This window comes from Ensifer sp. GW101-20A05 (assembly GCF_059424735.1).
The window spans coordinates 85,112-108,665 of record NZ_JBWKZT010000020.1 but is presented as its reverse complement, the minus strand read 5'-3'; the positions used below and the strand labels follow the sequence as shown (position 1 = coordinate 108,665).

Below are 23,554 nucleotides of genomic sequence, written 5' to 3'. Positions count from 1 at the left end.
CATCATCGCAAACGCATTGCTCAGGGATGGCCGCATATGGGAACCAACCCGTACTTGACCAACACGGATACTCTAGCGAAAGTGCTTGTAGTAGGAGGAAATCTGCGCCGCCGTGTTGGACGACAGATTGAGCTTGATGCCGATCTTGTCGCCGCGGTACCAGCGTACCATGCCGGTCAGGAAGCCCAGTTCCTCGCTCCTGATCGTCACTTCCTGCCCCGTCTTGGCGCCGATGTCGAAATAGAGCTGGAAGCAGATGCCTTCGTCCGAAAGGTCCTTGACGACGCCATTGCTGGACCCGGTCTTGCAGGTGACCATGCCGGTGATCTTCGTCTGTGTGCGGGCTGCCGCACGCTCCGTACTGTCCTTGTAGGCCATGTGATCCTCGAACCTGAATTGACAGGCCTGGATCGTCACACACGATCACTGAACATCGCGCTAAAAGAAATGCCCGCATTTGAGCGATGTGCGCCAAATGCGGGCATATTCATGAGATGCAACGCGGGCGCGTGACCCGCGCACTGTCAGGTTCAGCCGAAGACGCGCTTGAAAATCGTGTCGACGTGCTTGGTATGGTAGCCAAGATCGAACTTCTCGCGGATGTCTTCCTCGGAAAGCGCTGCACGGACTTCCGTATCGGCCAGCAGTTCCTCAAGGAAGTCCTTGCCCTGTTCCCAGACCTTCATGGCGTTGCGCTGCACGAGGCGGTAGGCATCCTCACGCGATACCCCTGCCTGGGTCAACGCCAGCAGCACGCGCTGCGAATGAACCAGACCGCGGAACTTGTTCATGTTCTTGATCATGTTCTCGGGGTAGACGAGCAACTTGTCGATCACGCCGGTCAGGCGGGAAAGCGCGAAGTCGAGCGTCACCGTCGCATCCGGTCCGATCATGCGCTCGACGGAGGAGTGCGAGATGTCGCGCTCGTGCCAGAGGGCAACGTTTTCCATTGCCGGTACCGAGAAGGCGCGAACCATGCGGGCGAGACCCGTCAGGTTCTCGGTCAGAACCGGGTTGCGCTTGTGCGGCATTGCCGACGAGCCCTTCTGGCCCGGCGAGAAATACTCTTCGGCTTCGAGCACTTCGGTGCGCTGCAGGTGACGGATTTCCGTCGCCAGGCGCTCGATCGACGAGGCGATGACGCCGAGGGTCGCGAAGTACATGGCATGACGGTCGCGCGGGATGACCTGGGTCGAAACCGGTTCCGGCTTCAGGCCAAGCGCCTTGGCGACATGTTCTTCCACGCGCGGATCGATGTTGGCGAAGGTGCCGACGGCGCCGGAGATCGCGCAGGTGGCGACTTCCTCACGTGCGGCCAGCAGGCGTTGCTTGCAGCGGTCGAACTCGGCATAGGCAAGCGCCAGCTTGACGCCGAACGTCGTCGGTTCGGCGTGGATACCGTGCGAACGGCCGATCGTCACCGTGTCCTTGTGTTCAAAAGCGCGGCGCTTCAGAGCTTCGAGCAGATGGTCGAGATCCGCGAGCAGCAGATCGGTCGCGCGGACGAGCTGGACGTTGAAGCAGGTGTCGAGCACGTCGGACGAGGTCATGCCCTGGTGGATGAAGCGGCTGTCCGGGCCGACGAATTCGGCAAGATGCGTCAGGAAGGCGATGACGTCATGCTTGGTGACGGCTTCGATCTCATCGATGCGCGCGACGTCGAAGGTGGCAGCGCCGCCCTTCTCCCAGATCGTGCGGGCCGCATCCTTCGGGATCACACCGATTTCGGCAAGCGCATCGCAGGCATGAGCCTCGATCTCGAACCAGATGCGGAACTTGGTTTCCGGCGACCAGATGGCCACCATTTCCGGACGGGAGTAGCGCGGGATCATGGGCTTTAGCTTTCGTCGTCAGTGGAGGATGGCCGTGCCTCTAGCAAAGATAGCCGTGAAGCTCAACGCATTTGGCTCGTGCGCTCGCTCGCCAGCCACAGGCTGACGCCGACGAGTATAGCACCACCGAGGGGCAGATAGAGGCGAAGCCCCATCACCAGAAACTGGTAGAACGCGATGAGCGAGGTGAAGGCGAGCTGGAAAAACCAGGTCCTGGTGCCGGCAGGCGCGTGCCATTGGGCGTAAAACTGCCGGTAGTCGAGGGCATAGAGCATCGCCGTCATCGCGACGGTGCCGAGCGAAAGGAAGAAGAGGTAAGCCGCAAAACGCGTTTCCGGCCGGCCCCCCAAAGCTGCAAGTCGAGCCAGGAACAGCGATGGCGCCCAGGCCAGAAGCGCCCCGAAGCCGAAGATCAGAAGCAGCTCGGACAGATGAAAGGTGAGAGCACGCTCGCGAAGCCAGAGGCCACACCAGGCCGAAAGCACCATCGCGCCGCCCCAGAGCGGCGCACCGATGACAAGCTCCCGCATCGTCGGAAGGGATTGGGCGAGCCGGCGCCGATGCAGAGCGCCTACCGGCGCCAGATCTGCTCTTGCCTCGACGCCCGCCGCCGCGTCGTTCATTTCGCGATCCGGGTCGGGATCGCGATCCAGCGTCCATCGGTCGTGCCTTCGAAGCCGAGCGACTTGACGAGAACCATGATGACATGGGTTTCGGAGCCGTCGTCATTCCGATGGGTGACGGCGCCACCGACCTGATAGCCGGTGGGGCAGCGGCGGCTCTCGGGCAAGCGGCTATCGTCCTGCAGGACGTCTGTCGCCGGCTTGCCCGCCTTCATCGTCATCGACAGACGAAAGCCTTTGACCTCCTTCAGGAAGTCCTTGCAGATGCCTTCGGGCTCGAAGGTCTTCTCTTCGAGCGTTACCGAATAGGTCTCGCGGAACCCTTCGTCGGCCGCAAAGGAATCGTAGGTCAGCGCCAGCGGCTTGGCGTTCGCCTCGGTGATCGGATTATAGGCGGCAAGCAGCCCGGGCGCATCAGCCAGGCGATAGGCGTCGATCAAGGGTGCCGCACGGCGGCGTGCCTCGTGACGCGCCTTGGAGAGCGGGCTGCCATCCTCGTGGCTGACGGCGCGCACCGGCGCGCCGGGCAAGAAACTGTCATTGCGCGTATCGATCACATAGATGGTCGAATAGGGAAAGCCGGAGCCATCCTGAACGCCGTATTCCTCGAAGGCGAAGACATTGCCGTCGGCCGAAAAGCCGATCGGCTGGAGCGCGGCATAGTCGCCCGCCAAGGCCGGCGCTGCGGCTGCCGCAGCGCCCAGCAAAAGCACGCCGCGCAGTGCCGCGCGCGGCTTCATCGATAGGCCTTTTCTGCCGGCGTGCGGATCGCCTCGATCGCCGTGCGATAGGCTTCGACGGAGCCGCCCTTGAAGATCGCCGAACCGGCGACGAGAACGTTGGCGCCGGCGCCGGTTGCGAAGGCCGCCGTGTCGGGCGCAATGCCGCCGTCGACTTCGATCTCGATCGGACGATCGCCGATCATCGCCTTGATGCGGCGGATCTTTTCCGCCGTAGCTTCGATGAACTTCTGTCCGCCAAAGCCCGGGTTCACGGTCATGACCAGGATGAGATCAACCTGATCGAGCACGTATTCGATGGCGCTTTCCGGCGTTGCCGGGTTGAGCGAGACACCGGCCTTCTTGCCGAGCGACCGAACGGTCTGCAACGAACGGTGAAGGTGCGGACCGGCTTCGGCATGCACGGTGAGGATATCGCAGCCGGCTTTCGCAAAGGCTTCGAGGAACGGATCGGCGGGCGAAATCATCAGGTGGCAATCGAACGTCGCATCGGTGTAGCGGCGCAACGACTTGATCACGTCGGGGCCGAAGGTGATGTTCGGCACGAAGTGCCCGTCCATGACATCGAGATGGATCCAGTCGGCGCCGGCATCGACGACGTCGCGGACTTCCTGTCCGAGCTTGGAGAAATCGGCCGCCAGGATCGACGGAGCAATGCGGATAGGGTGGGTCATGGCGCACTCCAGCGTGTTTTCCGCGCAATAGCACCGGCGGCGCGCGCAAACAACATGCTCGCGATCAAAGCTGCGTCACCTGAGCTGCGACCAGCACGGCATGAGGTCGTTTTCGGCCGGGGCCGCGTCATGAACGCCACGGGCGATGGCGCGCGCCATCGTCGATGCCGCCACCGCGCCGAGATCGATGAAATCCTCTAGTGTGGGGGTCTTGCCGCTGGCGCCGGTGGCAAGCGCAAAGATGAGATCGCCGTCGAGCGGCGTGTGCGCCGGCCAGAGCGCTCGGGAAAAACCGTCATGGGCGGCGATTGCCAGGCGCTTCGCTTCGGCCTTTGTGAGCACCGCATCCGTCGCGATGACGGCGATCGTCGTGTTGGCGGCTGCGGACTGCCGGTCGCGGAACTTGATGCGGATATCGGCAGCGTCAGCGGGCAGGGGATGCGGCAGGCCGAGCGCACCGAACTCGCCGTCCAGCTCGAAGGGTGCGGACCAGAAATGCCTGCTATCACCAACGGTCGCCGAGCCGAGCGCGTTGACCGCGACGAGCGCGCCGATGGTGATGCCGCTTGGCAGAACGGTCGATGCCGAGCCGAGACCACCCTTGACGGTGGCGGTCAGGGCGCCGGTACCGGCGCCGGCGGTTCCGGTCGCGAACGACGGGCCGGCGCGACGAACCGCCTCGAAGCCGAGTTCGCGATAGGGCGGGTAACGTCCCCAGTCCTTGTCGCCGCCGTTGATCAGGTCGAACAGGATGGCGGTGGGCACGATCGGTATCCGGTGCGGTCCGACGGCAAAGCCGCGGCCCATTTCCCTCAGCGCGGCCTGGGCTCCGGAGGCAGCGTCGAGGCCAAAGGCCGAACCGCCGGAAAGCACCAGAGCATCCACTGTCTGCACCGTGTTGTGCGGGTCGAGCAGATCGGTTTCACGCGTTCCGGGCGCGCCGCCCAGCACCTGAACCGCTGCCGTTGCCGGCGGATCGCAGACGATGGCGGTAACTCCGGACTTCAGCCGATGATCCTCCGCATTGCCGACCGTCAGGCCCGCGACGTCGGCAATCAGGTTCAGCGGTCCGGTGCGCATCATTGGGCGGTTCCTTCGGCAGGCACTGGCACGAAGCGGCCGCCTTGCCACTGCATCAGGCGATAGGGATTTTCGGCGCGCTCGTGCTGCGCGTTGAAGGCGATGGGACCGAGCACGGTCGTGTAGGGTCCTTTGGCGAATGCGTCGAGAAGGGGCTTGTCGTCCTTTTCCGCCTGGTCCTTGGCTTGCTCTAGCAGGGAGACGGCCGCAAAGGCCGGCAATACGTACCCGTCCGGTTCGGTTCCCGCGGCGCGAAGCGCGTCCGCGACCGGTTTACCCTCGGGCGATTGCGATGCGTCCGGCAGGGTGACCGCGAAAACGCCATCGGCGAGCGGCACGGTGAGATCGGCGGCATTCAGCGCGTCGCCACCGAGAAAGGCGAGGCCCGCGCCTTCGCCTTCTGCATCGCGCGCAATCACCGCCGTGTCCTGCCTGTCGCCGCCGGTAAAGACATGGGTCGCGCCGCTCTTCACCAGTCGCCGCACCAGGTTGACCTGCTGCTCCTGGGCGGGCCGATAGGTGTCGGTGAAGACCGGTGTCAGCCCAATTTCGCCGAGGGCGGAGCGTACGCTTTCAACCAGTTCCCGGCTGTGGATGGTTCCATCGTCGATCAACGCGATCGGCTTGTCCTTCCAGCGCTGGACGATGGTGTCGACGATGCTGGCAGCCTCGGCGTTGCCGCTCGGCGCAAGACGGAAGAGCGGCCACTTCTTCTTCAGCGCATCTTCCATCAGGACATCGGAACGCACACTGAGGGTAATGGCGGGAAGGCCCGCTTCGGCAAGTGCCGGAAGTGTGGCGTCAAGGCTTTCGGTGCAGAGGAACCCGATCGCTGCCTCGGCGCCGGCCGCAAGCAGCGCCTTGGTCAGCGCTTCATTGCCGGCCGTATCGCAGCTCTCTGGAATGACGACGATCTCACTGCCGCGATCGCCGGCCTGGAACGCGGCGCCATCGATGATCTGCTTGCCGAGAGGTGCAAACGGGCCTTCGACCGGCGCGACGACGGCCACCTTGATGCCGGCTGCCGCGGCGGGTGCGGCCTGTACCAGTCCGGCCACGACAAGGCTGGCGACGATCGATCGAAGCATTCATTTTCTCCGCTGCCGCATTTTCCCCGGATCAGGAGGGATCCTGACCCTGCGGCGAGCCCAAACATTGCCTTATCCGTGCCGGTCGCGACGGGCGCGCGGCACGGTAGTGGCCGCATGTTTTAAGGATGTGCCCTGCCGCGTCAAAGGAAAAGATGTGACTTCGGCCGCGGATGGTTCTATCCGCGTCGCTGCCGTGTCGCAGATCTGCAAGATTCTCCTTGCAGCGGGTTTCATATTTCCCGGTACTGTCTATGTATGTGGCTGACTTCGCTCGGAGAAAGAATTGTTGGACAAGAGCCGGCTGGACCCCATCAGTTACCGCGACGCCATGAGTCGCCTGGCCGGTCACGTGCAGATCATCACCGTGGCCGATGGTGTCGAGCGGCGCGGTGTCACGGTCACCGCATCCTGCTCCGTGTCCGACAGTCCGCCGACGATTCTGGCCTGCCTCAACGGCGCCAATCCGCGCAATGAGATCTTCACGCGCAGCGACAGTTTCGCGCTCAATCTGCTTGGCGATGAGCATCGCGCCATGGCACACGCTTTTTCCGGCCGCGATCAGCTCGACATGGACCTGCGCTTTGCCCTTGGCAAGTGGACCAAGCTGACGACAGGCTCTCCGATCCTCACCAACGCGATCGCTTCGTTCGATTGCCGGCTCATCGAGGTGAAGACGATCGCCACGCATCTGGTGCTTTTCGGCGAAGTCGTCGATGTCGCGATCGGACCGGCGCGGCCGCCACTCATTTATGTGGACCGCGGATACCACTCGCTATAAGTTTTACGTGGCGAGATTTCGTGCCCATCGAGACATGAGAAGATCGCCGTAAGCCTTTGAGTTGGAAGAGTGAATTCATTCGCTTTTCAACATCAAGTTATCGATTCGAGCCGTGGCGGAGGAGACATGGCCACACAGGCGACCACAGCCCTGCCGCAGTCCATCGAGGAGACGATGGCGCTGCTGGAGGCGCATGACTATCTCGCGGGAACGGCGCTCGCGACGGTGCTGTTTCTGGCGCTCAGAATGAAGCGCCCACTCTTTCTCGAGGGCGAAGCAGGCGTCGGTAAGACCGAGATCGCCAAGGTTCTGGCAAAGGCGCTCGATCGGCCGCTGATCCGGCTGCAATGTTATGAGGGCCTCGACGTCGCCTCGGCCGTCTACGAATGGAACTATCCGGCACAGATGCTGGAAATCCGCCTATCGGAAGCAGCCGGCAAGGTCGATCGAAAACGGATCGAAAGCGATATCTTTTCCGAACGCTTCCTGATCCGCCGCCCGGTCCTGCAGGCAATTTCTTCCAGCGCGGGCCGCGCGCCTGTCTTCCTGATCGACGAGCTTGACCGAACAGATGAGGCCTTCGAGGCGTTCCTTCTCGAAGTTTTGTCCGATTTTCAGGTCACGATACCGGAACTTGGAACAATCCGGGCGGACGAACCGCCAATCGTCATCATCACCACCAACCGCACCCGTGAGATCCATGACGCGCTCAAGCGACGCTGCCTCTATCATTGGGTCGATTATCCCAAGGCGGCGCAGGAGCTGGAAATCATCCGCCGCAAGGTACCCGGCTGCAACGCGACGCTGTCGCGCGAAGTCATCGCCTATGTGCAGCGGCTGCGGACGATCGACCTCTTCAAGAACCCCGGCGTTGCCGAGACCATAGACTGGGCAACGGCCCTGACGGAGCTCGACCGGCTGGCGCTCGATCCGGAAACGATCGCCGATACGCTCGGAACATTGCTCAAGTATCAGGACGACATCGCCAGGATCGAGGGTGCCGAGGGGCGCAAGCTGCTCGCCGAAGTCAAGGCGGAACTGCTGGCGGCGGGCTGACCATGAAGGAGCGGGAGGAGCACAGGGAAGGTGCCATTGTCCCGCCGCTTGGGGAAAGCGACGGCCGGCTTGCCGACAACATCGTCTTCTTCGCACGCGCCCTGCGTCGCGCCGGCATCAAGATCGGGCCGGGTGCCATCGCCGATGCCATCGATGCGGTGGCACTGATCGGAATCGGCGGCCGGGATGCGTTTTACGCCGCACTGCAATGCGTCTTCGTGAAGCGCCACGAGGACCAGCCGGTGTTCGACGAAGCCTTTCGGCTGTTCTGGCGCTCGCGCGGCCTCGTCGAGAAGATGATCGCGATGATGTCGCCGCTGGCGCCGGAGCGCGAAAGCGAGCGGCACCAGCGGCGTGCCGGCGAGACACGCGTCAGCGATGCGTTGCTTTCCGGGCACGAAGCGGATCGACCGCCACGTGAGGAACCCGAGATCGATATCGATGCGCGCTTCACGGTTTCGGGCCGCGAGCTCCTGCGTCGGGGCGATTTCGCGCAGATGAGTGCTGCCGAACTTGCCGCGGCGAAACGCGCCCTTGCCGCGCTGACGCTGCCGATGGACCGTGTCGTAACCCGTCGCTTCCGCCCATCGAAGAGGCAGATCCGCATCGACCCGCGCGCCACCATGCGTGACGCGATGCGTTTCGGCGGGGAACTGATCCTGCCGCGGTTCCGGGAGCGGCGTGTGGTGCATCCGCCGCTCGTCGTGCTTGCCGACATCTCGGGCTCGATGAGCCAGTACACCCGCATCTTTCTGCATTTCCTGCATGCGTTGACCGAGGAGCGGCGGCGCGTGCACACCTTCCTGTTCGGCACACGGCTGACCAATGTCTCCCGCCAGTTGCGCAATCGCGATCCGGATGCCGCGATCGACGACTGCGTGGCTGCGGTGAAGGACTGGTCCGGCGGTACGCGCATTGGCGAAACGCTGCATGAATTCAACAGACGCTGGTCGCGGCGCGTGCTCGGACAAGGCGCCATCGTGCTGATGATCACCGATGGCCTGGAGCGTGACGATGTGGGCGATCTTGAAATCGAAATCGATCGACTGCACCGGTCCTGCCGCCGGCTGATCTGGCTCAACCCGCTGCTGCGCTTCGACGGCTTCGAGGCGCGTGCGCGCGGCGTCAGAGCGATGCTGCCGCATGTTGACGAATTCCGGGCGGTGCACAATCTTGAATCGATTGGGGAACTGGTGAAGGCGCTTTCCGGGCAGGGTTCCCGGCAGGCTAACCCGCGGCGGTTCCTCAGATCTTGATCTGTCCGGCGGGAGGGTGGCAACATGCTGGAAGCTGCAAATGTTCTGGATCCGCTCGACATCGCCCAAGCCTGGATGAAGGAAGGGCGTAAGGTGGCGATTGCCACCGTGATCGAAACCTGGGGCTCGGCGCCGCGCCCCGTCGGCAGCCATCTGGTGATCGACGGCGACGGCAATTTTCAGGGCTCGGTTTCCGGCGGCTGCGTCGAAGGCGCCGTCATCACCGAAGCGGCAGATGTCATCGCTTCGGGCGCGCCAAGGATCCTCGATTTCGGCGTTGCGGACGAAACCGCCTGGCGCGTGGGACTTTCCTGCGGCGGCAGGATCCGGGTCCTTGTTGAACGGGTCGAAGGCTAGCTATGGAACGGAGGATTCTTGAAGCACTCAATGCGGCGCGTTCGGCGCGTCGGGCGGTTGTCACTGTCAGCGCTCTAGCCGGCAGCAGCAGCCAGATCTATCTCGAGGGCGATGATTGTCCGGATGTCTGGCGCGGCCCGGTCGCGCGCGCCCTGCAATCCGGCAAGGCCGGGATCGTGGAGACGGAGCAGGGCTCTTTCTTCCTCAATGTCTACTTGCCGCCGCCACGCATTCTCGTCATCGGCGCCGTGCATATTTCACAGGCCTTGGCCCAGCTGGCGCCCGTTGCCGGTTTCGACATGACGATCATCGATCCGCGTACTGCCTTCGCAACGCCGGAACGTTTCGCAGGCGTCGAGCTCATCGCCGAATGGCCCGAGGATGCCCTGAAACAGAGGCCGCTCGACCGCTTCACCGCCGTGCTGGCCGTCACCCATGATCCGAAAATCGACGACGAACCAATCCGGGTCGCCCTTGCAGCCGGCTGTTTCTACGTCGGCGCGCTCGGCAGCCGGAAAACCCATGCGACACGGGTCGAACGGTTGCGACAGGCCGGTGTTGCCGATGTTGACATAGCCCGCATCCGCGCACCGATCGGCCTCGATATCGGTGCGGCGAGCCCGGCCGAGATCGCCGTCGCCATCCTGGCCGAAATCATCGAGGCGCTACGGCGCCGCGATACCAGCCATGTCAAAGGAGTGATTGCGTGAGGTTCGGGCCGGTCAAGACCACCGAAGCGGAGGGCGCCATGCTGGCGCATGCGGTCAAGACGGATGAGATCCGGCTGCCGAAGGGCCACCGGCTTTCGCCCGCCGATATCGCCGCCTTGATCGCCTGCGGCACGCTGGAGGTGGTTGTTGCGCGCCTTGACCCCGGCGATCTCATGGAAGACGAGGCCGCAACGCGCATTGCGGCGGCAATTGCACCCGACCACCTGCGCTTCTCTCAGGCGGCAACCGGGCGTGTGAACGTCTACTCTCGGGTTGCCGGCCTCTTCGTCGCGAAGCGCGACACCGTCAACCGATTGAACCGCATCGATCCCGCCATCACGCTCGCCTGCCTTGCCGACCATGTGCCTGTGCAGGCCGGCGACATGGTCGCGACGATCAAGATCATTCCACTCGCCGTGGCCGGCCAACTCGTCGAGGAAGCACAGAAGCTGCTCCGGAGCCATGCCGCCTTCGAAGTAAAACCCTTTTCCGCGCGACGCGCAGCGCTAATAGCAACTCAGTTGCCGACACTGAAACCCCAGGTCATGGACAAGACGAAAACCATCCTGGCGGCTCGCCTGCGGCAATCGGGAAGCGAGCTTGTGACCGAGCGACGCGTCGCACACACGGAAGGCGCGGTCGCCGCGGCAATCGACGAACTCCGGGCCGACCATGACCTGCTGGTGGTCTTCGGTGCTTCCGCTGTCGCCGATCCGGATGATGTGATTCCCGCGGCGGTTCGTCGGGCAGGCGGCGTCGTCGATCATGTCGGCATGCCCGTCGATCCCGGCAATCTTCTCGTTCTTGGCCGTGTCGGCGAGATCCCCGTGATCGGGGCTCCCGGATGCGCCCGCAGCCCGCGCGAGAACGGATTCGACTGGATCCTCGACCGTATCCTCGCCGGCGAGTGGCCGAGCTTCGACGACATAACCGGCCTTGGCGTCGGTGGTTTGCTCGGCGAAATCCCGACCCGGCCGCAGCCGCGCGAAAAAGCAACGGCGTTGCCGTTAGGACCGGTCGAGATCGTCGTTCTGGCCGCCGGCCGCGCCAGCCGGATGGGACCGGACGGCGGGCACAAGCTGCTGGCGACCTTTGACGGCGTGCCGCTGGTTCGCCGCAGCGTCGAGGCAGCGATCGCTGCGGCCCCCGGCGGGGTTGTCGTGGTCACCGGCCACCGCGAGACCGATATCCGCGCTGCGTTGGAGGGTCTGCCCGCGAAGCTCGTCTCGAATCCAGACTACATGTCCGGAATGGCCTCATCTCTGACGATTGGACTTTCGGCCATCAACGAGCGATCCGCGGGCATGTTGGTCATGCTCGCCGACATGCCGGGCGTCAGCAGCGGCGATCTGCGCAGGTTGCTCGATCGTTTTGCGGCCGAAGGCGGCCGCGCCGTCATTCGGGCAACCGCCGATGGGCAACGCGGCAATCCGGTCATCCTGCCGCGGCAAACCTTTTCCGCTGTCCGTCTTTTGGTTGGAGACGTTGGCGCAAGGCACATCATCGAGAAGTGCGGACTGCCAGTCATCGATGTCGAGCTTGGTTCGGCGGCGCGGCTTGATCTCGACACGCCGGAGCAGATTGTGGCTGCCGGCGGTATCCTGGAGGAATGAACGCGTGGACAATGCTGCCATCGAGGAGATGTTCGAGACGCTGGGGCCGGTGACCATCAAGCGGATGTTCGGCGGCAAGGGGATCTATTGCCAGGGCATCATCTTCGCACTCGAGGTGGACGGAGAAATCCTCCTGAAGGGGGACGAGCAGACGGCGCCGACCTTCGAGGCGGCCGGCTCCCGGCAATGGGCCTATGATGGCAAGGGCAAGCCGGTGAAGATGCCCTATTGGAGCATACCGGACGACGCCTTTGACGACCCCGACGAGATGGCGCGCTGGGTGCGGCTTGCCTATGAAGCAGCGTTACGATCGAGAAAATAGAGGATAAACCCGCCAGCGGAGGCAATCCGCGACGACTGCGCCGCTAGAGCATCCCGCTCTCAAGTGGAATCACTGGAGGCGGAAAGATGCTCTATAATCAAAGTGCTAGAGCGTCCTTTGTGCCTTCGCTTGAACGCACGGCGCTCTTGTGCTCCAGCCTGCGCAAGGCATCGACTGCGTCGGCCGTAAAACGTGACAGCGGCTGGGGCAGGGCATCGAGATCGAACCAGCCGAGAGCGGAAAGCTTGTCCGGCTCGGTGAGTTCAGGCTCACCGATAAAGTCCCGGGTCACGTAGATCATCGAGATCCAGTGCTGGCGGTCAGCCTCGATCACCTGTTCGCTGAGGCACAGAAATTCGCTCGAACGGATCTGGAGGCCGCTTTCCTCTTCGGCCTCGCGCCGCGCTGCGGCTTCCGAGCGTTCCATATGATCGACCTTGCCGCCGACGATGTTCCAGTGCTCGGCTTCAGGCGCGTTAACGCGCTTGTAGAGCAGGATCTTGCCGTCGCGCACGATTGCAAGTCCGCAGCCGAGACCCGGAAAATCGATGCCCGGCAGGCCCATAGGTTTAATCAGGCCTTGCCGGCAATCAGCATGAAAGCGGGGATTTCGTCGCCGAAGCCAACGGGCGTCGGGCCGTCATCATAGTCGCGGCGGTGACGGTTGCGGCGATCGCGATTGTCATCGTTGGCCGGGTTCGATGCGCGCACCGGACGATCGGCGCGGTTGTTCTGTCCCTGCTTGTTTTCTGCGCTGCGTGCCGGTTTCACCGATTCCGCCCTTTCCACGACTGTTGCAACTTCGGCCTCACTATCGACACGCACGGTATCGGATTTATGATCGGCGCGAGCCCTCGGGCCGCGATCCCCATCTTTTTTCCGGTCCTTGCGGCCATCGCGATCGCGACCGCGATCGCGGCGACCGCTGTCGTGGCTTTCCATCGGCTCGGGCAAATTGGAAAGGTCGCCGTTCAGCCATTCGACCTTCTGGCCGATCAGCTTCTCGATCGCATCGGAGAACTTCGTGTCGCGCTTGGTCACAAGCGTGAAGGAGGCGCCAGAGCGACCGGCACGGCCGGTGCGGCCGATCCGGTGAACATAGTCTTCCGCATGGATCGGAACGTCGAAGTTGAAGACATGGCTGACATCGGGGATGTCGAGGCCGCGGGCAGCAACATCGGATGCAACGAGCAGCGTGATATTGTTGTCCTTGAAGCCGGCAAGCATGGCCATGCGCGAGCGCTGGTCCATGTCACCATGCAGGGCGCCGACCGAGAAGCCATGACGCTCGAGCGACCGAAAGAGGTCGGCGACATCCTTCTTGCGGTTGCAGAAGATGATGGCGTTCTTCAGATCGTCCTGGGCGCGAATCAGATCGCGCAGCACCGCGCGCTTTTCGTAATCCTTGGCGTGCGCCGCGACGAAGCGCTGTGTCACCGTCTGTGCCGTGGAGGCCGGGCGGGCGACTTCGACGCGCTCCGGGTTCTGCAGGAAGCGATCGGCGAGCTTCTGGATTTCCGGCGGCATGGTCGCCGAGAAGAACAGAGTCTGACGCGTGAACGGGATCATCTTGGCGATGCGTTCGATGTCGGGAATGAAGCCCATGTCGAGCATGCGGTCGGCTTCGTCGATGACCAGGATCTCGACGCCGGTCATCAGCAGCTTGCCGCGCTCGAAGTGATCAAGCAGGCGGCCGGGCGTGCAGATCAGAACGTCTGCGCCGCGCTCGAGCTTGCGATCCTGCTCATCGAACGAAACGCCGCCGATCAGAAGCGCGATGTTGAGCTTGTGGTTCTTGCCGTACTTATCGAAGTTCTCCGCGACCTGGGCGGCGAGTTCGCGCGTCGGCTCCAGGATGAGCGTGCGCGGCATGCGGGCGCGGGCGCGGCCCTTTTCCAGCAGCGTCAACATCGGCAGCACGAACGAAGCGGTCTTACCCGTTCCCGTCTGGGCGATGCCCAGAATGTCACGACGCTGCAGGGCCGGCGGAATGGCGCCAGCCTGGATCGGGGTCGGGATTGTGTAGCCCGCATCGGTGACAGCGGAGAGAACTTTTTGGCTCAGGCCAAGGTCAGCAAAATTGGTCAAAGGGAAATCTGTTTCCGTTCCGGTTCAATAGAACACTGATCGATCGATGGAAAACGCACGAGACGTGGCCGCGCTCATAAGCTGAACGTCGCTGAAAGTCAAGAAATCCAGCACGTTGAAGCAGCAAAAGGTAAATAGTGGCGAATCTGTCGCATTTCTTGTCAAGCCGCGCAAGACCTGGAGACAGCCAAACGACCCGTCAGTTCATGTAGGAGGCGAGCTTCCGGCTGGCATCGAGAAAGCGCATGGGATCCACCGCCTCGCCATTCAGGCGGATTTCATAATGAAGGTGCGGACCGGTGGAACGACCCGTATTGCCGGACTTGGCAATGACTTCACCTTCCGTCACCTGGTCGCCAACCTTCACCAGAACGGCGGAAAGGTGGGCGTATCGGCTCGACACGCCGTTTCCGTGGTCGATTTCGACCATGTTCCCGTAGCCGCCGGTCAGGCCGGCATTCGTCACGGTGCCGGGCGCGGCCGCGCGAATGCGCGTGCCGACCGTCGCGCGGAAGTCGATGCCGGCATGGAGCGCCAGGCGACCGAGGAACGGATCAAGACGGTTGCCGAAGTCGCTGGTGATGTCGCTCGCCGGAGACGGGTTGCCGAACGGCAGCGCGCGGACCTGCGCCCGCGTCCGTTCCAGTTCCAGAAGAGCCGTATCGAGAGCCGCCAGCGACTGGCCGAACTCGTCATCATTCGCCGGTTCGACGAACGGGCCGCCAATGGCGCTATCGACAGAGTCAGACGTCGCGACGGGGACCATTGCTGCGACATCGCCGACCGGCAGGTCGACGCCGGTCCGACCGACGATCGAGCGAATCGCACCCGACGTCTTTGCAGCACCATCCGTCAGTTGCTTCAGTCGCGCCATTTGTTCGAGTTCGACGTCCTTCAGCGACAGCGTCACTTTGGAGAATATCCGGTCGGCACGGTCCGAGGTCGATTCGGCCGCATCGGGTGCGGCATAGGCGAGGGGAGCGGGACGAATTGCACCGGTGACCGACGCGCCGCTCAGGCCCATCAATTTCTCGATCGCCTTTACGCCGCCGCTGCTGGCGTCGGCCCGTTTCTCAAAGGCGAGGGGTTCAATCTCCGGGGTCCCGTTGCTTTCCGTCGTCAGGCCGGAACTTTCGGCCCTTTCGACCAGGGCGCCGAGCTTTCCGTTGCGCGAGGTCAGCGCCATCTGCTGGCGCAGCAGCTTCTCGACCTTTTCTTCGACCACCTGCTGGTCGAGCAGTTGCCGGCTGGTGACGCGATCGACCTGCGCTCTCAATGCCGTGATTCGATCCTCGTATTCGTGCTGCATTCGCGCCTGGCGGGCGATCGTGCCGCCGATGAGATCGTCGCGCAGGACCAGATAGGATGTGGCCGCGAGATAGCCGATGCTGCAGACGCCGGCGAAGGATACGGCGATTGCCGCCATCCAGGGACGAACCGTCATGTGGCGAACCTTGTCGCCACTTGCCAGTATCAGAACGTGATTTTCCTTACGTTTTCCGAAGGCACGATTTGCCGAACGTCCAGACACCCGTTCTCTCCCGCCATGTGCGCGTTGCCTCGCATCACCTGCGGATCATTACACTTCGTTAGGGTTAACAATTGGTAAGGATGATTGCGGTTGCGTGATGCGGCTATCGGTTGGTCGAGGCGGTCATCGAGCGATAAAAGGACGGCGTCAGGCCTGCCTCGGCGCGGGCAATGTCGTTGAACGGTGCCTTCAATGGTCCGCGAAAATTGGCGCGCACCAGCGCCTGGAAGGTCACCGCGGGATCCTTCTTCTCGCGGGCGCAGAGGAAACGGAACCATTTGGCACCGACGGCAACATGGCCTTTCTCGTCTTCGTAGATCACATCCAGAACGGCGGCGCTCTCGACGTCGCCGGTTTCGCGCATCTTGGCCTGAAGGGCCGGCGTCACATCGAGACCGCGCGCTTCGAGAATGAGCGGCACCACGGCAAGGCGGGCCGTCAGGTCGTTGCGGGTATCGTGCGCCGCTTGCCAGAGCCCGTCATGGGCAGGCAGGTCGCCATAGTCTGCACCGAGATCGTTCAGCCGCTGCCGGACCAGCCGGAAGTGCTTGGCCTCCTCGAAGGCGACGCGCATCCAGCCGTCAAAGAAGGAATTGGGCACCGGCTCGGTCGCAAAGCGGGCGACGATATCGAGGGCCAGGTCGACGGCGTTCAACTCGATATGGGCGATCGAGTGCAGCAAGGCGATGCGGCCCTTGAGGGAACCGAGCGACCGCCGCTTCACCTGCGTCGGCGGTGTCAGTACGGGCTTGTCCGGCCGCCCGGGGCGAACCGGAACGGGTCGGTCGAGCGGCGAGCGCAGCGACAGCGTGCGGCGCTGCCAGCGCCGTGCCGTTTCTTGCGCAAGCGCCGTCTTGACCTCGAGGTCGGCGGCGCGAATCGCTTCGACTGCGCCGCCCCGCAGGCTGTGAAACACGGGCAATTCGGTCATTGGTTTCCTCAGAGGGCCTTTGCGGCGGCCAGGACCTCCTGGGCGTGACCGTCGACCTTCACCTTTTCCCATACCCTGACGACGACGCCGTCGGCGCCGATCAGGAAGGTGCTGCGTTCGACGCCCATGTACTTGCGGCCGTACATCATTTTCTCAACCCAGACGCCGTAGGCAGTCACCACCGCCTTTTCCTCGTCGGCAGCGAGCGTCACTGTGAGGTTGTGCTTCTTGGCGAAGCGATCGTGCTTTTTCACCGAATCGGGGGAGAGGCCGATCAGCGTTATGCCGGCTGCGGCAAACTCTTCGGCAAGTTCGGAGAACGAGATCGCCTCCAGCGTGCAGGCCTGCGTATCGTCCTTCGGATAGAAAAACAGCACGACGGGGCGGCCGCGAAAGGCGGAAAGCGAGATCGTGCCGCCGCCATCGCGCGGCAGGGTGAAGTCGGGAGCGACATCTCCGGGAGCGGGTCTTGCCATGATTAAACCTTCCTTCTGCCAAGTTTTGCAGACAATCGGACGCTACTGCATGTGGCCCTTGATCGTTGCCGATCAATGCGAAATCTGCGGCAACTCAAAGTTCTACAGCGACTTCTGCGCGCCTCTTAAGGCACGCCGCGCTGTAGGGCATATCGAAATTCGTCGACTGCCGTCCAGCGCATTTGTGCTAGATTCGACAGGTTTCGGACGGCGTCAGCCGCTACGAAACGTTGCAGTCGCTCGCCCGCGCGATTCCCGTTGAGGGTGGTGGCTTTCCACAGCATGGTCCCGCGTCTCATGGTGACTCTGCACGACGACATGTGGTCTACAGGAAACGAGAACCAGCCGTCCGCAACGATTGAAAAGAAGGCGCGGCGAAAAAGCTCGTATCGAACGGAGGACGTCCGCGCTGATGAGTGAGATCCGCGGCGAAAAAGTCGGCTTTCGCAAGAAAGACATCGTCGCGCTGCATGCGTTGCCTTCGGCGCAGGCTCACGATCCCATGATCGTGCACGCACCACGCAAGCGCGCCCTGCTGCGTCTCTGTGCCAAGATTGCCCTGTCCATATCCCTGCTCGCCCTCATCATAGGGGCGATCCTCGTGACCGTGATCGAAAGCGGCATGATGGACAGCACGCTGAACGCGCGTGCCCGGACGGCCCTCAATGCTGCGCTCGGAGACGCCTACCGCGCCGACGTCGGCAGCACGGTCGTGCGCGTGACGGCAAGCGGCGCGATTGCGCTCAAGGCCCGCGAGGTGGCGCTCAGCGAAGCGGCATCCGGCCAACCCGTCGCGAAGCTTCGCTCGATCTCGATCGCACTCGACCCATTGGCGCTGATGACCGGCCGCATCGCCGTCTCCAGCCTTGAAGCGGAAGGCGGCGATTTCGATACCGGGCTCCTTCCTCGGGGCGAGCCGCTCGATCTCACCAAGATCCGTATCGCCGATGTCGGCGATGCGCTCGAGGCCCTGTTCTCCCATGTCGACCGCATGTCGCAGATGGCGGCCGGGCGGGGCAGCCAGACCGTAACACTCTCCGACTTCAGTTTTTCCGTCGTCGGCGCCCGCAACCGCGTCGTTCCGGTCGTCGCCTCCGCACTCGAATTCAACCGGGATGCCAGCGGTTCGATGAGCGTCAAGGGCAGCGCCACCGTCGATGGTGTCGAGGTCGATATCACCGCCGACGCGCTTGGCCAGAGAGGGCATGTGACCGGCTTTGATGCGGCGATCACCAATCTGCCTCTCGCGCCGTTCTTCTACCACGGCAAGTCGGGTGCGGAGCAGGCCTTTGGCATCGACGCGACGGCAGGGCTGACGTTGAACGCGACGCGGGCAGTCGGGGAGGCGAAGCCGGATCTGCGCGTGGCAGTGCGCACCTCCAAGGGCACCTTCCATGCCGGCGGCCTCGTCTCGACGCTCAATCCGTCGCAAATGGACATCGCCTATGATTTCGGGCGCTCCGCGGTCGAGATCCTGCCATCGGTCGTCAAGATCGGCCGCTCGACCTTTCCGTTCACCGGCGCGGTCATCGACCTCGACAAACTTGCCGGCGCCACGGACAATGGCTTCGCGATCGATCTCCTCCTGAAGAACGCAAGCTCGGCCCCGGAAGACGTCACCGATCAGCCGCTGACCTTCGATGCCAAGGCAAGCGGCCGGTTCACCGCAGACACCCACCGGTTGATCTTCGATCAGCTCGCCGTGTCGAGCCCGCTTGGCTCGATGTATGGCTCGCTTTCGGTCGCCTTCGGCAAGACCTCGCCGCAGATCAGCTTTGCCGCCGTCAGCGACCGCATGGAGGCGACGGCCGTCAAGCAGTTGTGGCCGTGGTGGATCGCCAAGGGCGCTCGCCGTTGGGCGATCGGCAACCTCTTCGGCGGCATAGTCACCAATGCGCGCATCGAAGTGTCAGTTGCCGAAGGCCGGATTGCCAACAACGAAGGGGAGTTGAAGCTCAACGAACAGGAGCTCAACATCAACTTCGACATCGACGACACCCGCATCAACATAACCGGCGAGATACCGCCGCTGCGCGACACCTCCGGCAAGTTCAAGCTGAGCGGCCAGCGCATGACGGTTGAGATCGGGCAGGGCACCGCCTATTTCCCGTCGGGACGGTCCGTGGCGCTCAACGGCGGCGACTTCATCCTCCCCGATGTCTACACCAAGCCGCTGATGGCGGAGATGAAGATCGAGGTTGGAGGTGCTGCGGATGCGATTGCCGAACTCGTCACCTACAAACCGATCCAGGCACTGCAAAAGACGTCGCTGCTGCCGGAGGACTTCAGCGGTCCTCTCACCGCGCTTGTCGGTGCGCGCTTCGGCCTGATCTCGGACCAGCGCCCGCCCAAGCCGCTGTGGCAGGTGGAGATGCAACTGGACAAGGTCAGCGTCAACAGGGCGTTCTATGGCCGGCCGGTATCCGACCTCGTCGGAACGTTCCGGGTCGACAATCAGCAGGCCGTGCTCGATGCCGACGCGCAACTGGAGGGCGCCAAGGTCAGCATTGCGTTGACGGAACCGGTCGATAGCGATTCGAAGGTCAAGCGCTCGCGTGAGATTTCAGGCACCTTGGACCAGGGTGTCTGGCAGAAGCTGGCGCCGGGCCTGTCGAAGATCGTCTCCGGACCGATCAGTGCCGACGTGACGATTGGCGATCAGGATCGGGTAGAGGCGAAGATCGGGCTCGCAAAGGCCGCTCTGTCCTTGCCGTGGATCGGCTGGAGCAAAGGAGCCGGCATTCCGGCGGAGGCGCGTTTCACGGCGAGCAAGTCTAATGACACCGTCGTCATCTCCGATTTTGCCGTCGCCGGAGACGGTTTCGGTGCACGGGGTGATCTGCAGGTGGACGGTGGCGGACTGGTCTCCGCCCGCCTCGACAACGTCCGACTGGCCCAGGGCGACGACTTCAAGGTTTCGGTCGACCGCGGCAAGGGGGGCTATACGGCCACGCTCAGCGGCGCCGCTGCAGACATCAGGCCGATCCTCGCGCAGATGAAGGCGGGAAGCGACCAGAGCCAGGGCGGCGGCGACGACATCACCATCAAGGCCCAGCTCGATCGCGTCACTGGCTTCAACGGCGAATCCCTGTCGAATGTGAACCTGGTCTATGCCGAACGCGGCAGCCAGATCGAGGACGTCAATCTTTCGGCTGTCACCGGCAGCGGTCAGGCACTTGTCGCCCGGATCGCCAAGGCCGGCGCCGATAATACGCTTGAGCTGACCGCAGGCGACGCCGGCGCGCTGGCGCGCTTTGCCGATATCTACCAGAACATGCGCGGCGGCCTGCTCAATCTCAAACTGCGCGATCGTGGCGGGCGTTCCTGGCGCGGGAGCGTCGACATCCGCAAGTTCCAGCTCGTCGGTGAACAACGCCTGCAATCGATGGTGTCGACGCCAACAGGCGCCGACGGGCGAAGCCTCAACCAGGCCGTCCGCCGCGACATCGACGTGAGCTCGGCCCGCTTCGAGCGCGGTTTCGCCCAGCTCGCGCTCGACCGCGGCGCGATCCGCGTCGATGGCGGCGTGTTGCGCGGCACCGACGTCGGCGCGACCTTCCAGGGGACGGTGCGCGATAACAACGGCATCATGGATATGACCGGCACCTTCATGCCGGCCTATGGCTTGAACCGTATCTTTGGCGAATTGCCGCTGATCGGTGTTCTGCTTGGCAATGGCCGCGATCGTGGCCTGCTCGGCATCACCTTCAAGCTCAACGGCCCCTTCAATCAGCCGAAGCTGACGGTCAATCCCCTGTCGATCATCGCGCCGGGCGTCTTCCGCAGCATCTTCGAGTTCCAATGAAAAAGGCCGGCGCGAAGGCCGGCCTCAGTCGTCTATTCGTTGTGGCTCGGCTTAGGCCGGGCGCACGAGGATGTGCTTCTTCTTGCCGAGCGACAGCTTGACGACATTATCGGCGGTGACGTCACCGATGCCGATCAGGCGGCGCTCGTCGCTGACCGCCTCGTCGTTGATCCTGACGGCACCGCCCTGGACATGGCGACGGGCTTCGCCGTTAGAAGCGGCGAGGCCGGCGCGCACGATCAGCGTCAAAAGCCCGAGGCCGGCTTCGAGCTCGGCGGTCGGGATTTCGACCGAAGGCAGGTTGTCGGCGAGCGCGCCTTCCTCGAAGGTCTTGCGCGCGGTTTCCGCCGCCTGCTCGGCGGCCGAGCGGCCGTGCAGCATGGCGGTGATCTCCGTCGCCAGGATCTTCTTGACCTCGTTGATCTCGGAGCCACCAAGCTTCGACAACCGCTCGATCTCCGCCATCGGCAGCGTCGTATAGAGCTTCAGGAAGCGGGTGACGTCGGCGTCCTCGGTGTTGCGCCAGTACTGCCAGAAGTCATAGGCCGACAGCATATCCGGGTTGAGCCAGATCGCGCCGTTGACCGACTTGCCCATCTTGGCGCCCGACGCCGTCGTCAAAAGCGGCGAGGTCAGCGCGTAAAGCTGCGGCGTGCCCATGCGGTGGCCGAGGTCGATGCCGTTGATGATGTTGCCCCACTGGTCCGATCCGCCCATCTGCAGGCGGCAGCCGGTGCGCTTGTGCAGTTCCACGAAGTCGTAGGCCTGCAGGATCATGTAGTTGAACTCAAGGAACGACAGCGATTGCTCGCGATCGAGCCGCGTCTTGACGCTGTCGAAGGACAGCATGCGGTTGACCGAGAAGTGACGGCCGACGTCGCGCAGGAACTCGAGGTAGTTGATGCCGAGCAGCCAGTCGGCGTTGTTGATCATCAACGCGTCCTTGGGGCCGTCGCCATAGGTGAGATAGTTGGAGAAGACCGTCTTGATGCTGGCGATATTGGCTTCGATCGTCGCCGGCGTCATCAGTTGGCGCGCCTCGTCCTTGAAGGACGGATCGCCCACCATGCCGGTGCCGCCGCCCATCAGCGAGATCGGCTGATGGCCGGTCGCCTGCATCCAGTGCAGCATCATGATCTGAATGAGACCGCCGGCATGCAGGCTCGGTGCGGTCGGGTCGAAGCCGATATAGGCCGTCACGATTTCCTTCCGGAACAGTTCATCCAGGCCAGACTCGTCGGAGATCTGGTGGATGAAACCACGCTCGCTGAGGGTGTGAAGGAAATCGGACTTGAAACCGGACATGCTCTGTCTCTCTTGCGGGGAAGTTTTTGAACGAACGGGCGTTTAGCACTGTTTCCGCGCATAATCACTTCAAAAGTGATTCTGGAAATGTTGACGGCATGACACGGACAAGAACGGCAATCGGCCTGATGAGCGGCACGAGCATGGACGGCATCGACGTCGCCATGCTGAGGACCGACGGCGAAGACATCGTCGAGCGCGGCCCCTCCGCCGGCTTTTCCTATGACGCCCGCTTTCGCGACCGGCTGAAGCAGGGACTGGTCGACGCAAAGACGATCACGCAACGGGATCAAAGGCCCGGCGCGCTGTCGCAGCTTGAGCGCGACCTGACGCTGCGGCATGCCGAAGCGGTCAAAGCCTTCCTGCAGCAAAACGACCTGTCGCCGGCGGCCATCGACGTGATCGGCTTCCACGGGCAGACCGTGCTGCACCGTCCCGACGAGGCCTTGACGGTGCAGATCGGCGACGGCCCGCTGCTTGCCGGCGAAACGGACATCGACGTCGTCTACGACATGCGCGCCAACGACATGGTGCATGGCGGGCAGGGTGCACCGCTGATCCCCGCCTATCACGCCGCTCTGGCGCGGGGCGCCGCCGGCCTTTCGGCGCCGGTCGTCTTCGTCAATATCGGCGGCATCTCCAACCTGACCTTCATCGGCGCGGGCGAGACACTCGTCGCCTACGACAGCGGCCCGGGCAACACGCTGATCGATCAATGGGTCGAGGCACATGCCGGCATTCCCTTTGACCAGGGCGGCATGATCGCGAGCGAAGGCGTCGTTCTTCCCGATCTCGCGGAGCGCTACCTCGCCAATCCCTTTTTCACCGCGAAGCAGCGCCGGTCGCTCGACCGAAACGATTTTGCGCCGCCGACGGGAAGCGACGCCGGTCTTGCCGACGGCGCCCGCACGCTTGCCCATGTGACCGCAGCGGCGATCCTCAAGTCGGCCGTACACCTGCCGCAGCGGCCATCGACCTACATCATCTGCGGCGGCGGCCGCCTCAATCCGGTGATCATGCGCGACCTCGCGGCGCTCGCCAAGGAAGAGGGTGCAGCGGTGCTGCCGGCGGAGGACGCCGGCTTTAACGGCGATTCCATGGAGGCCGAGGCCTGGGCCTATCTCGCCGTAAGATCGCTGCAGGGCTTGCCGCTGACCTATCCGGGAACGACCGGGGTCGGGCGGCCTGTCACGGGCGGAAAACAAGCCGCCAGACCTGCTCGCTGATAGGCCCGAAACGGTATATGCTATCCACCGAATGGATTAATCAATTCTTCGCATCGGCCA

At 63.3% G+C, this 23,554-nt stretch carries 22 protein-coding genes; 9 read left to right on the top strand and 13 right to left on the bottom strand.

Annotated elements, in window-relative coordinates:
- Positions 1-72: 72 nt before the first annotated feature.
- From AC070A_RS30870 to AC070A_RS30840, 7 genes are all read right to left on the bottom strand, one after another.
- Positions 73-378, bottom strand: a complete 306-nt coding sequence (locus AC070A_RS30870; RefSeq protein ID WP_058328250.1) for a PilZ domain-containing protein — start codon at positions 376-378, stop codon at positions 73-75.
- 152 nt (positions 379-530) lie between these two features.
- Entirely contained in the window at positions 531-1,832 is a 1,302-nt protein-coding gene (purB, locus tag AC070A_RS30865) for an adenylosuccinate lyase (protein WP_113736417.1), read from the bottom strand.
- Positions 1,833-1,894: 62 nt separating this feature from the next.
- A complete protein-coding gene (locus AC070A_RS30860) occupies positions 1,895-2,455 on the bottom strand; it encodes a hypothetical protein (RefSeq protein ID WP_375374144.1) in 561 nt (186 codons plus the stop codon).
- Positions 2,452-3,195 (bottom strand): DUF2259 domain-containing protein, encoded by a 744-nt coding sequence (locus tag AC070A_RS30855; protein WP_113736416.1) that lies wholly within the window; start codon positions 3,193-3,195, stop codon positions 2,452-2,454. Before AC070A_RS30855 ends, AC070A_RS30860 begins: the two co-directional genes overlap by 4 nt.
- Positions 3,192-3,869: a ribulose-phosphate 3-epimerase gene (gene rpe, locus AC070A_RS30850; RefSeq protein WP_110878656.1), complete on the bottom strand. Its 678-nt coding sequence runs from the start codon at positions 3,867-3,869 to the stop codon at positions 3,192-3,194. Before rpe ends, AC070A_RS30855 begins: the two co-directional genes overlap by 4 nt.
- Before the next feature lie 75 nt (positions 3,870-3,944).
- Entirely contained in the window at positions 3,945-4,952 is a 1,008-nt protein-coding gene (locus tag AC070A_RS30845; protein WP_162770866.1) for a P1 family peptidase, read from the bottom strand.
- Complete coding sequence (locus tag AC070A_RS30840) at positions 4,949-6,037, bottom strand: branched-chain amino acid ABC transporter substrate-binding protein (protein WP_113736415.1); 1,089 nt, start codon at positions 6,035-6,037, stop codon at positions 4,949-4,951. The genes AC070A_RS30845 and AC070A_RS30840 overlap by 4 nt, the downstream gene beginning before the upstream one ends.
- 331 nt (positions 6,038-6,368) lie before the next feature.
- Here AC070A_RS30840 and AC070A_RS30835 point away from each other — a divergent pair, with 331 nt between their 5' ends.
- From AC070A_RS30835 to AC070A_RS30805, 7 genes are all read left to right on the top strand, one after another.
- Complete coding sequence (locus tag AC070A_RS30835; RefSeq protein WP_082615818.1) at positions 6,369-6,818, top strand: flavin reductase family protein; 450 nt, start codon at positions 6,369-6,371, stop codon at positions 6,816-6,818.
- Positions 6,819-6,944: 126 nt separating this feature from the next.
- Positions 6,945-7,874 (top strand): AAA family ATPase, encoded by a 930-nt coding sequence (locus tag AC070A_RS30830; protein WP_058324135.1) that lies wholly within the window; start codon positions 6,945-6,947, stop codon positions 7,872-7,874.
- A 2-nt stretch (positions 7,875-7,876) separates the two neighbouring features.
- On the top strand, positions 7,877-9,130 hold the full coding sequence (locus AC070A_RS30825) for a vWA domain-containing protein (protein ID WP_113736414.1): 1,254 nt from the start codon (positions 7,877-7,879) through the stop codon (positions 9,128-9,130).
- A gap of 24 nt (positions 9,131-9,154) precedes the next feature.
- Positions 9,155-9,487: an XdhC family protein gene (locus AC070A_RS30820; protein ID WP_058324137.1), complete on the top strand. Its 333-nt coding sequence runs from the start codon at positions 9,155-9,157 to the stop codon at positions 9,485-9,487.
- Between the two features lie 2 nt (positions 9,488-9,489).
- Positions 9,490-10,197: an XdhC family protein gene (locus tag AC070A_RS30815; RefSeq protein ID WP_113479536.1), complete on the top strand. Its 708-nt coding sequence runs from the start codon at positions 9,490-9,492 to the stop codon at positions 10,195-10,197.
- Positions 10,194-11,810 carry an NTP transferase domain-containing protein gene (locus AC070A_RS30810; RefSeq protein WP_492384613.1) on the top strand — a complete coding sequence of 539 codons (1,617 nt, stop codon included), beginning with the start codon at positions 10,194-10,196 and terminating at the stop codon, positions 11,808-11,810. Before AC070A_RS30815 ends, AC070A_RS30810 begins: the two co-directional genes overlap by 4 nt.
- Before the next feature lie 4 nt (positions 11,811-11,814).
- On the top strand, positions 11,815-12,132 hold the full coding sequence (locus tag AC070A_RS30805) for a TfoX/Sxy family protein (protein ID WP_058324140.1): 318 nt from the start codon (positions 11,815-11,817) through the stop codon (positions 12,130-12,132).
- Between the two features lie 97 nt (positions 12,133-12,229).
- Here AC070A_RS30805 and AC070A_RS30800 read toward each other — a convergent pair whose 3' ends face one another.
- The 5 genes from AC070A_RS30800 to AC070A_RS30780 form a co-directional block, all read right to left on the bottom strand.
- Positions 12,230-12,697, bottom strand: a complete 468-nt coding sequence (locus AC070A_RS30800) for an NUDIX domain-containing protein (RefSeq protein ID WP_058324141.1) — start codon at positions 12,695-12,697, stop codon at positions 12,230-12,232.
- Between the two features lie 8 nt (positions 12,698-12,705).
- The gene (locus tag AC070A_RS30795; protein ID WP_058324142.1) at positions 12,706-14,220 is read right to left on the bottom strand and encodes a DEAD/DEAH box helicase; all 1,515 of its coding nucleotides are present in this window, start codon (positions 14,218-14,220) and stop codon (positions 12,706-12,708) included.
- A 199-nt stretch (positions 14,221-14,419) separates the two neighbouring features.
- Positions 14,420-15,751 (bottom strand): M23 family metallopeptidase, encoded by a 1,332-nt coding sequence (locus AC070A_RS30790; RefSeq protein ID WP_058324143.1) that lies wholly within the window; start codon positions 15,749-15,751, stop codon positions 14,420-14,422.
- A 103-nt stretch (positions 15,752-15,854) separates the two neighbouring features.
- Complete coding sequence (locus AC070A_RS30785) at positions 15,855-16,682, bottom strand: ferritin-like domain-containing protein (RefSeq protein WP_113479534.1); 828 nt, start codon at positions 16,680-16,682, stop codon at positions 15,855-15,857.
- Positions 16,683-16,690: 8 nt separating this feature from the next.
- Positions 16,691-17,158 (bottom strand): peroxiredoxin, encoded by a 468-nt coding sequence (locus AC070A_RS30780; protein WP_058328241.1) that lies wholly within the window; start codon positions 17,156-17,158, stop codon positions 16,691-16,693.
- Positions 17,159-17,570: 412 nt separating this feature from the next.
- On the opposite strand from AC070A_RS30780, the gene AC070A_RS30775 reads away from it, so the two are divergent.
- Complete coding sequence (locus tag AC070A_RS30775) at positions 17,571-20,963, top strand: YhdP family protein (RefSeq protein WP_113479533.1); 3,393 nt, start codon at positions 17,571-17,573, stop codon at positions 20,961-20,963.
- A gap of 51 nt (positions 20,964-21,014) precedes the next feature.
- On the opposite strand, the gene tyrS is transcribed toward AC070A_RS30775, so the two are convergent.
- A complete protein-coding gene (tyrS, locus tag AC070A_RS30770; protein ID WP_113479532.1) occupies positions 21,015-22,268 on the bottom strand; it encodes a tyrosine--tRNA ligase in 1,254 nt (417 codons plus the stop codon).
- A 98-nt stretch (positions 22,269-22,366) separates the two neighbouring features.
- On the opposite strand from tyrS, the gene AC070A_RS30765 reads away from it, so the two are divergent.
- Positions 22,367-23,494, top strand: coding sequence for an anhydro-N-acetylmuramic acid kinase (locus AC070A_RS30765; protein ID WP_113479531.1), 1,128 nt, complete (start codon positions 22,367-22,369; stop codon positions 23,492-23,494).
- The last annotated feature ends 60 nt before the right edge of the window (positions 23,495-23,554 follow it).

Excerpts from the sequence above, each read along its gene's own strand:
- AC070A_RS30860 (WP_375374144.1), bottom strand. The coding sequence starts at position 2,455 with ATGAACGACGCGGCGGCGGGCGTCGAGGCAAGAGCAGATCTGGCGCCG.
- AC070A_RS30855 (WP_113736416.1), bottom strand. The coding sequence starts at position 3,195 with ATGAAGCCGCGCGCGGCACTGCGCGGCGTGCTTTTGCTGGGCGCTGCG.
- AC070A_RS30825 (WP_113736414.1), top strand. The coding sequence starts at position 7,877 with ATGAAGGAGCGGGAGGAGCACAGGGAAGGTGCCATTGTCCCGCCGCTT.
- AC070A_RS30780 (WP_058328241.1), bottom strand. The coding sequence starts at position 17,158 with ATGGCAAGACCCGCTCCCGGAGATGTCGCTCCCGACTTCACCCTGCCG.
- AC070A_RS30815 (WP_113479536.1), top strand. The coding sequence starts at position 9,490 with ATGGAACGGAGGATTCTTGAAGCACTCAATGCGGCGCGTTCGGCGCGT.
- AC070A_RS30820 (WP_058324137.1), top strand. The coding sequence starts at position 9,155 with ATGCTGGAAGCTGCAAATGTTCTGGATCCGCTCGACATCGCCCAAGCC.
- purB (WP_113736417.1), bottom strand. The coding sequence starts at position 1,832 with ATGATCCCGCGCTACTCCCGTCCGGAAATGGTGGCCATCTGGTCGCCG.
- AC070A_RS30785 (WP_113479534.1), bottom strand. The coding sequence starts at position 16,682 with ATGACCGAATTGCCCGTGTTTCACAGCCTGCGGGGCGGCGCAGTCGAA.
- AC070A_RS30835 (WP_082615818.1), top strand. The coding sequence starts at position 6,369 with ATGAGTCGCCTGGCCGGTCACGTGCAGATCATCACCGTGGCCGATGGT.
- AC070A_RS30800 (WP_058324141.1), bottom strand. The coding sequence starts at position 12,697 with ATGGGCCTGCCGGGCATCGATTTTCCGGGTCTCGGCTGCGGACTTGCA.
- AC070A_RS30830 (WP_058324135.1), top strand. The coding sequence starts at position 6,945 with ATGGCCACACAGGCGACCACAGCCCTGCCGCAGTCCATCGAGGAGACG.
- AC070A_RS30870 (WP_058328250.1), bottom strand. The coding sequence starts at position 378 with ATGGCCTACAAGGACAGTACGGAGCGTGCGGCAGCCCGCACACAGACG.
- AC070A_RS30840 (WP_113736415.1), bottom strand. The coding sequence starts at position 6,037 with ATGCTTCGATCGATCGTCGCCAGCCTTGTCGTGGCCGGACTGGTACAG.
- AC070A_RS30775 (WP_113479533.1), top strand. The coding sequence starts at position 17,571 with ATGAGTGAGATCCGCGGCGAAAAAGTCGGCTTTCGCAAGAAAGACATC.
- rpe (WP_110878656.1), bottom strand. The coding sequence starts at position 3,869 with ATGACCCACCCTATCCGCATTGCTCCGTCGATCCTGGCGGCCGATTTC.
- tyrS (WP_113479532.1), bottom strand. The coding sequence starts at position 22,268 with ATGTCCGGTTTCAAGTCCGATTTCCTTCACACCCTCAGCGAGCGTGGT.
- AC070A_RS30765 (WP_113479531.1), top strand. The coding sequence starts at position 22,367 with ATGACACGGACAAGAACGGCAATCGGCCTGATGAGCGGCACGAGCATG.
- AC070A_RS30845 (WP_162770866.1), bottom strand. The coding sequence starts at position 4,952 with ATGATGCGCACCGGACCGCTGAACCTGATTGCCGACGTCGCGGGCCTG.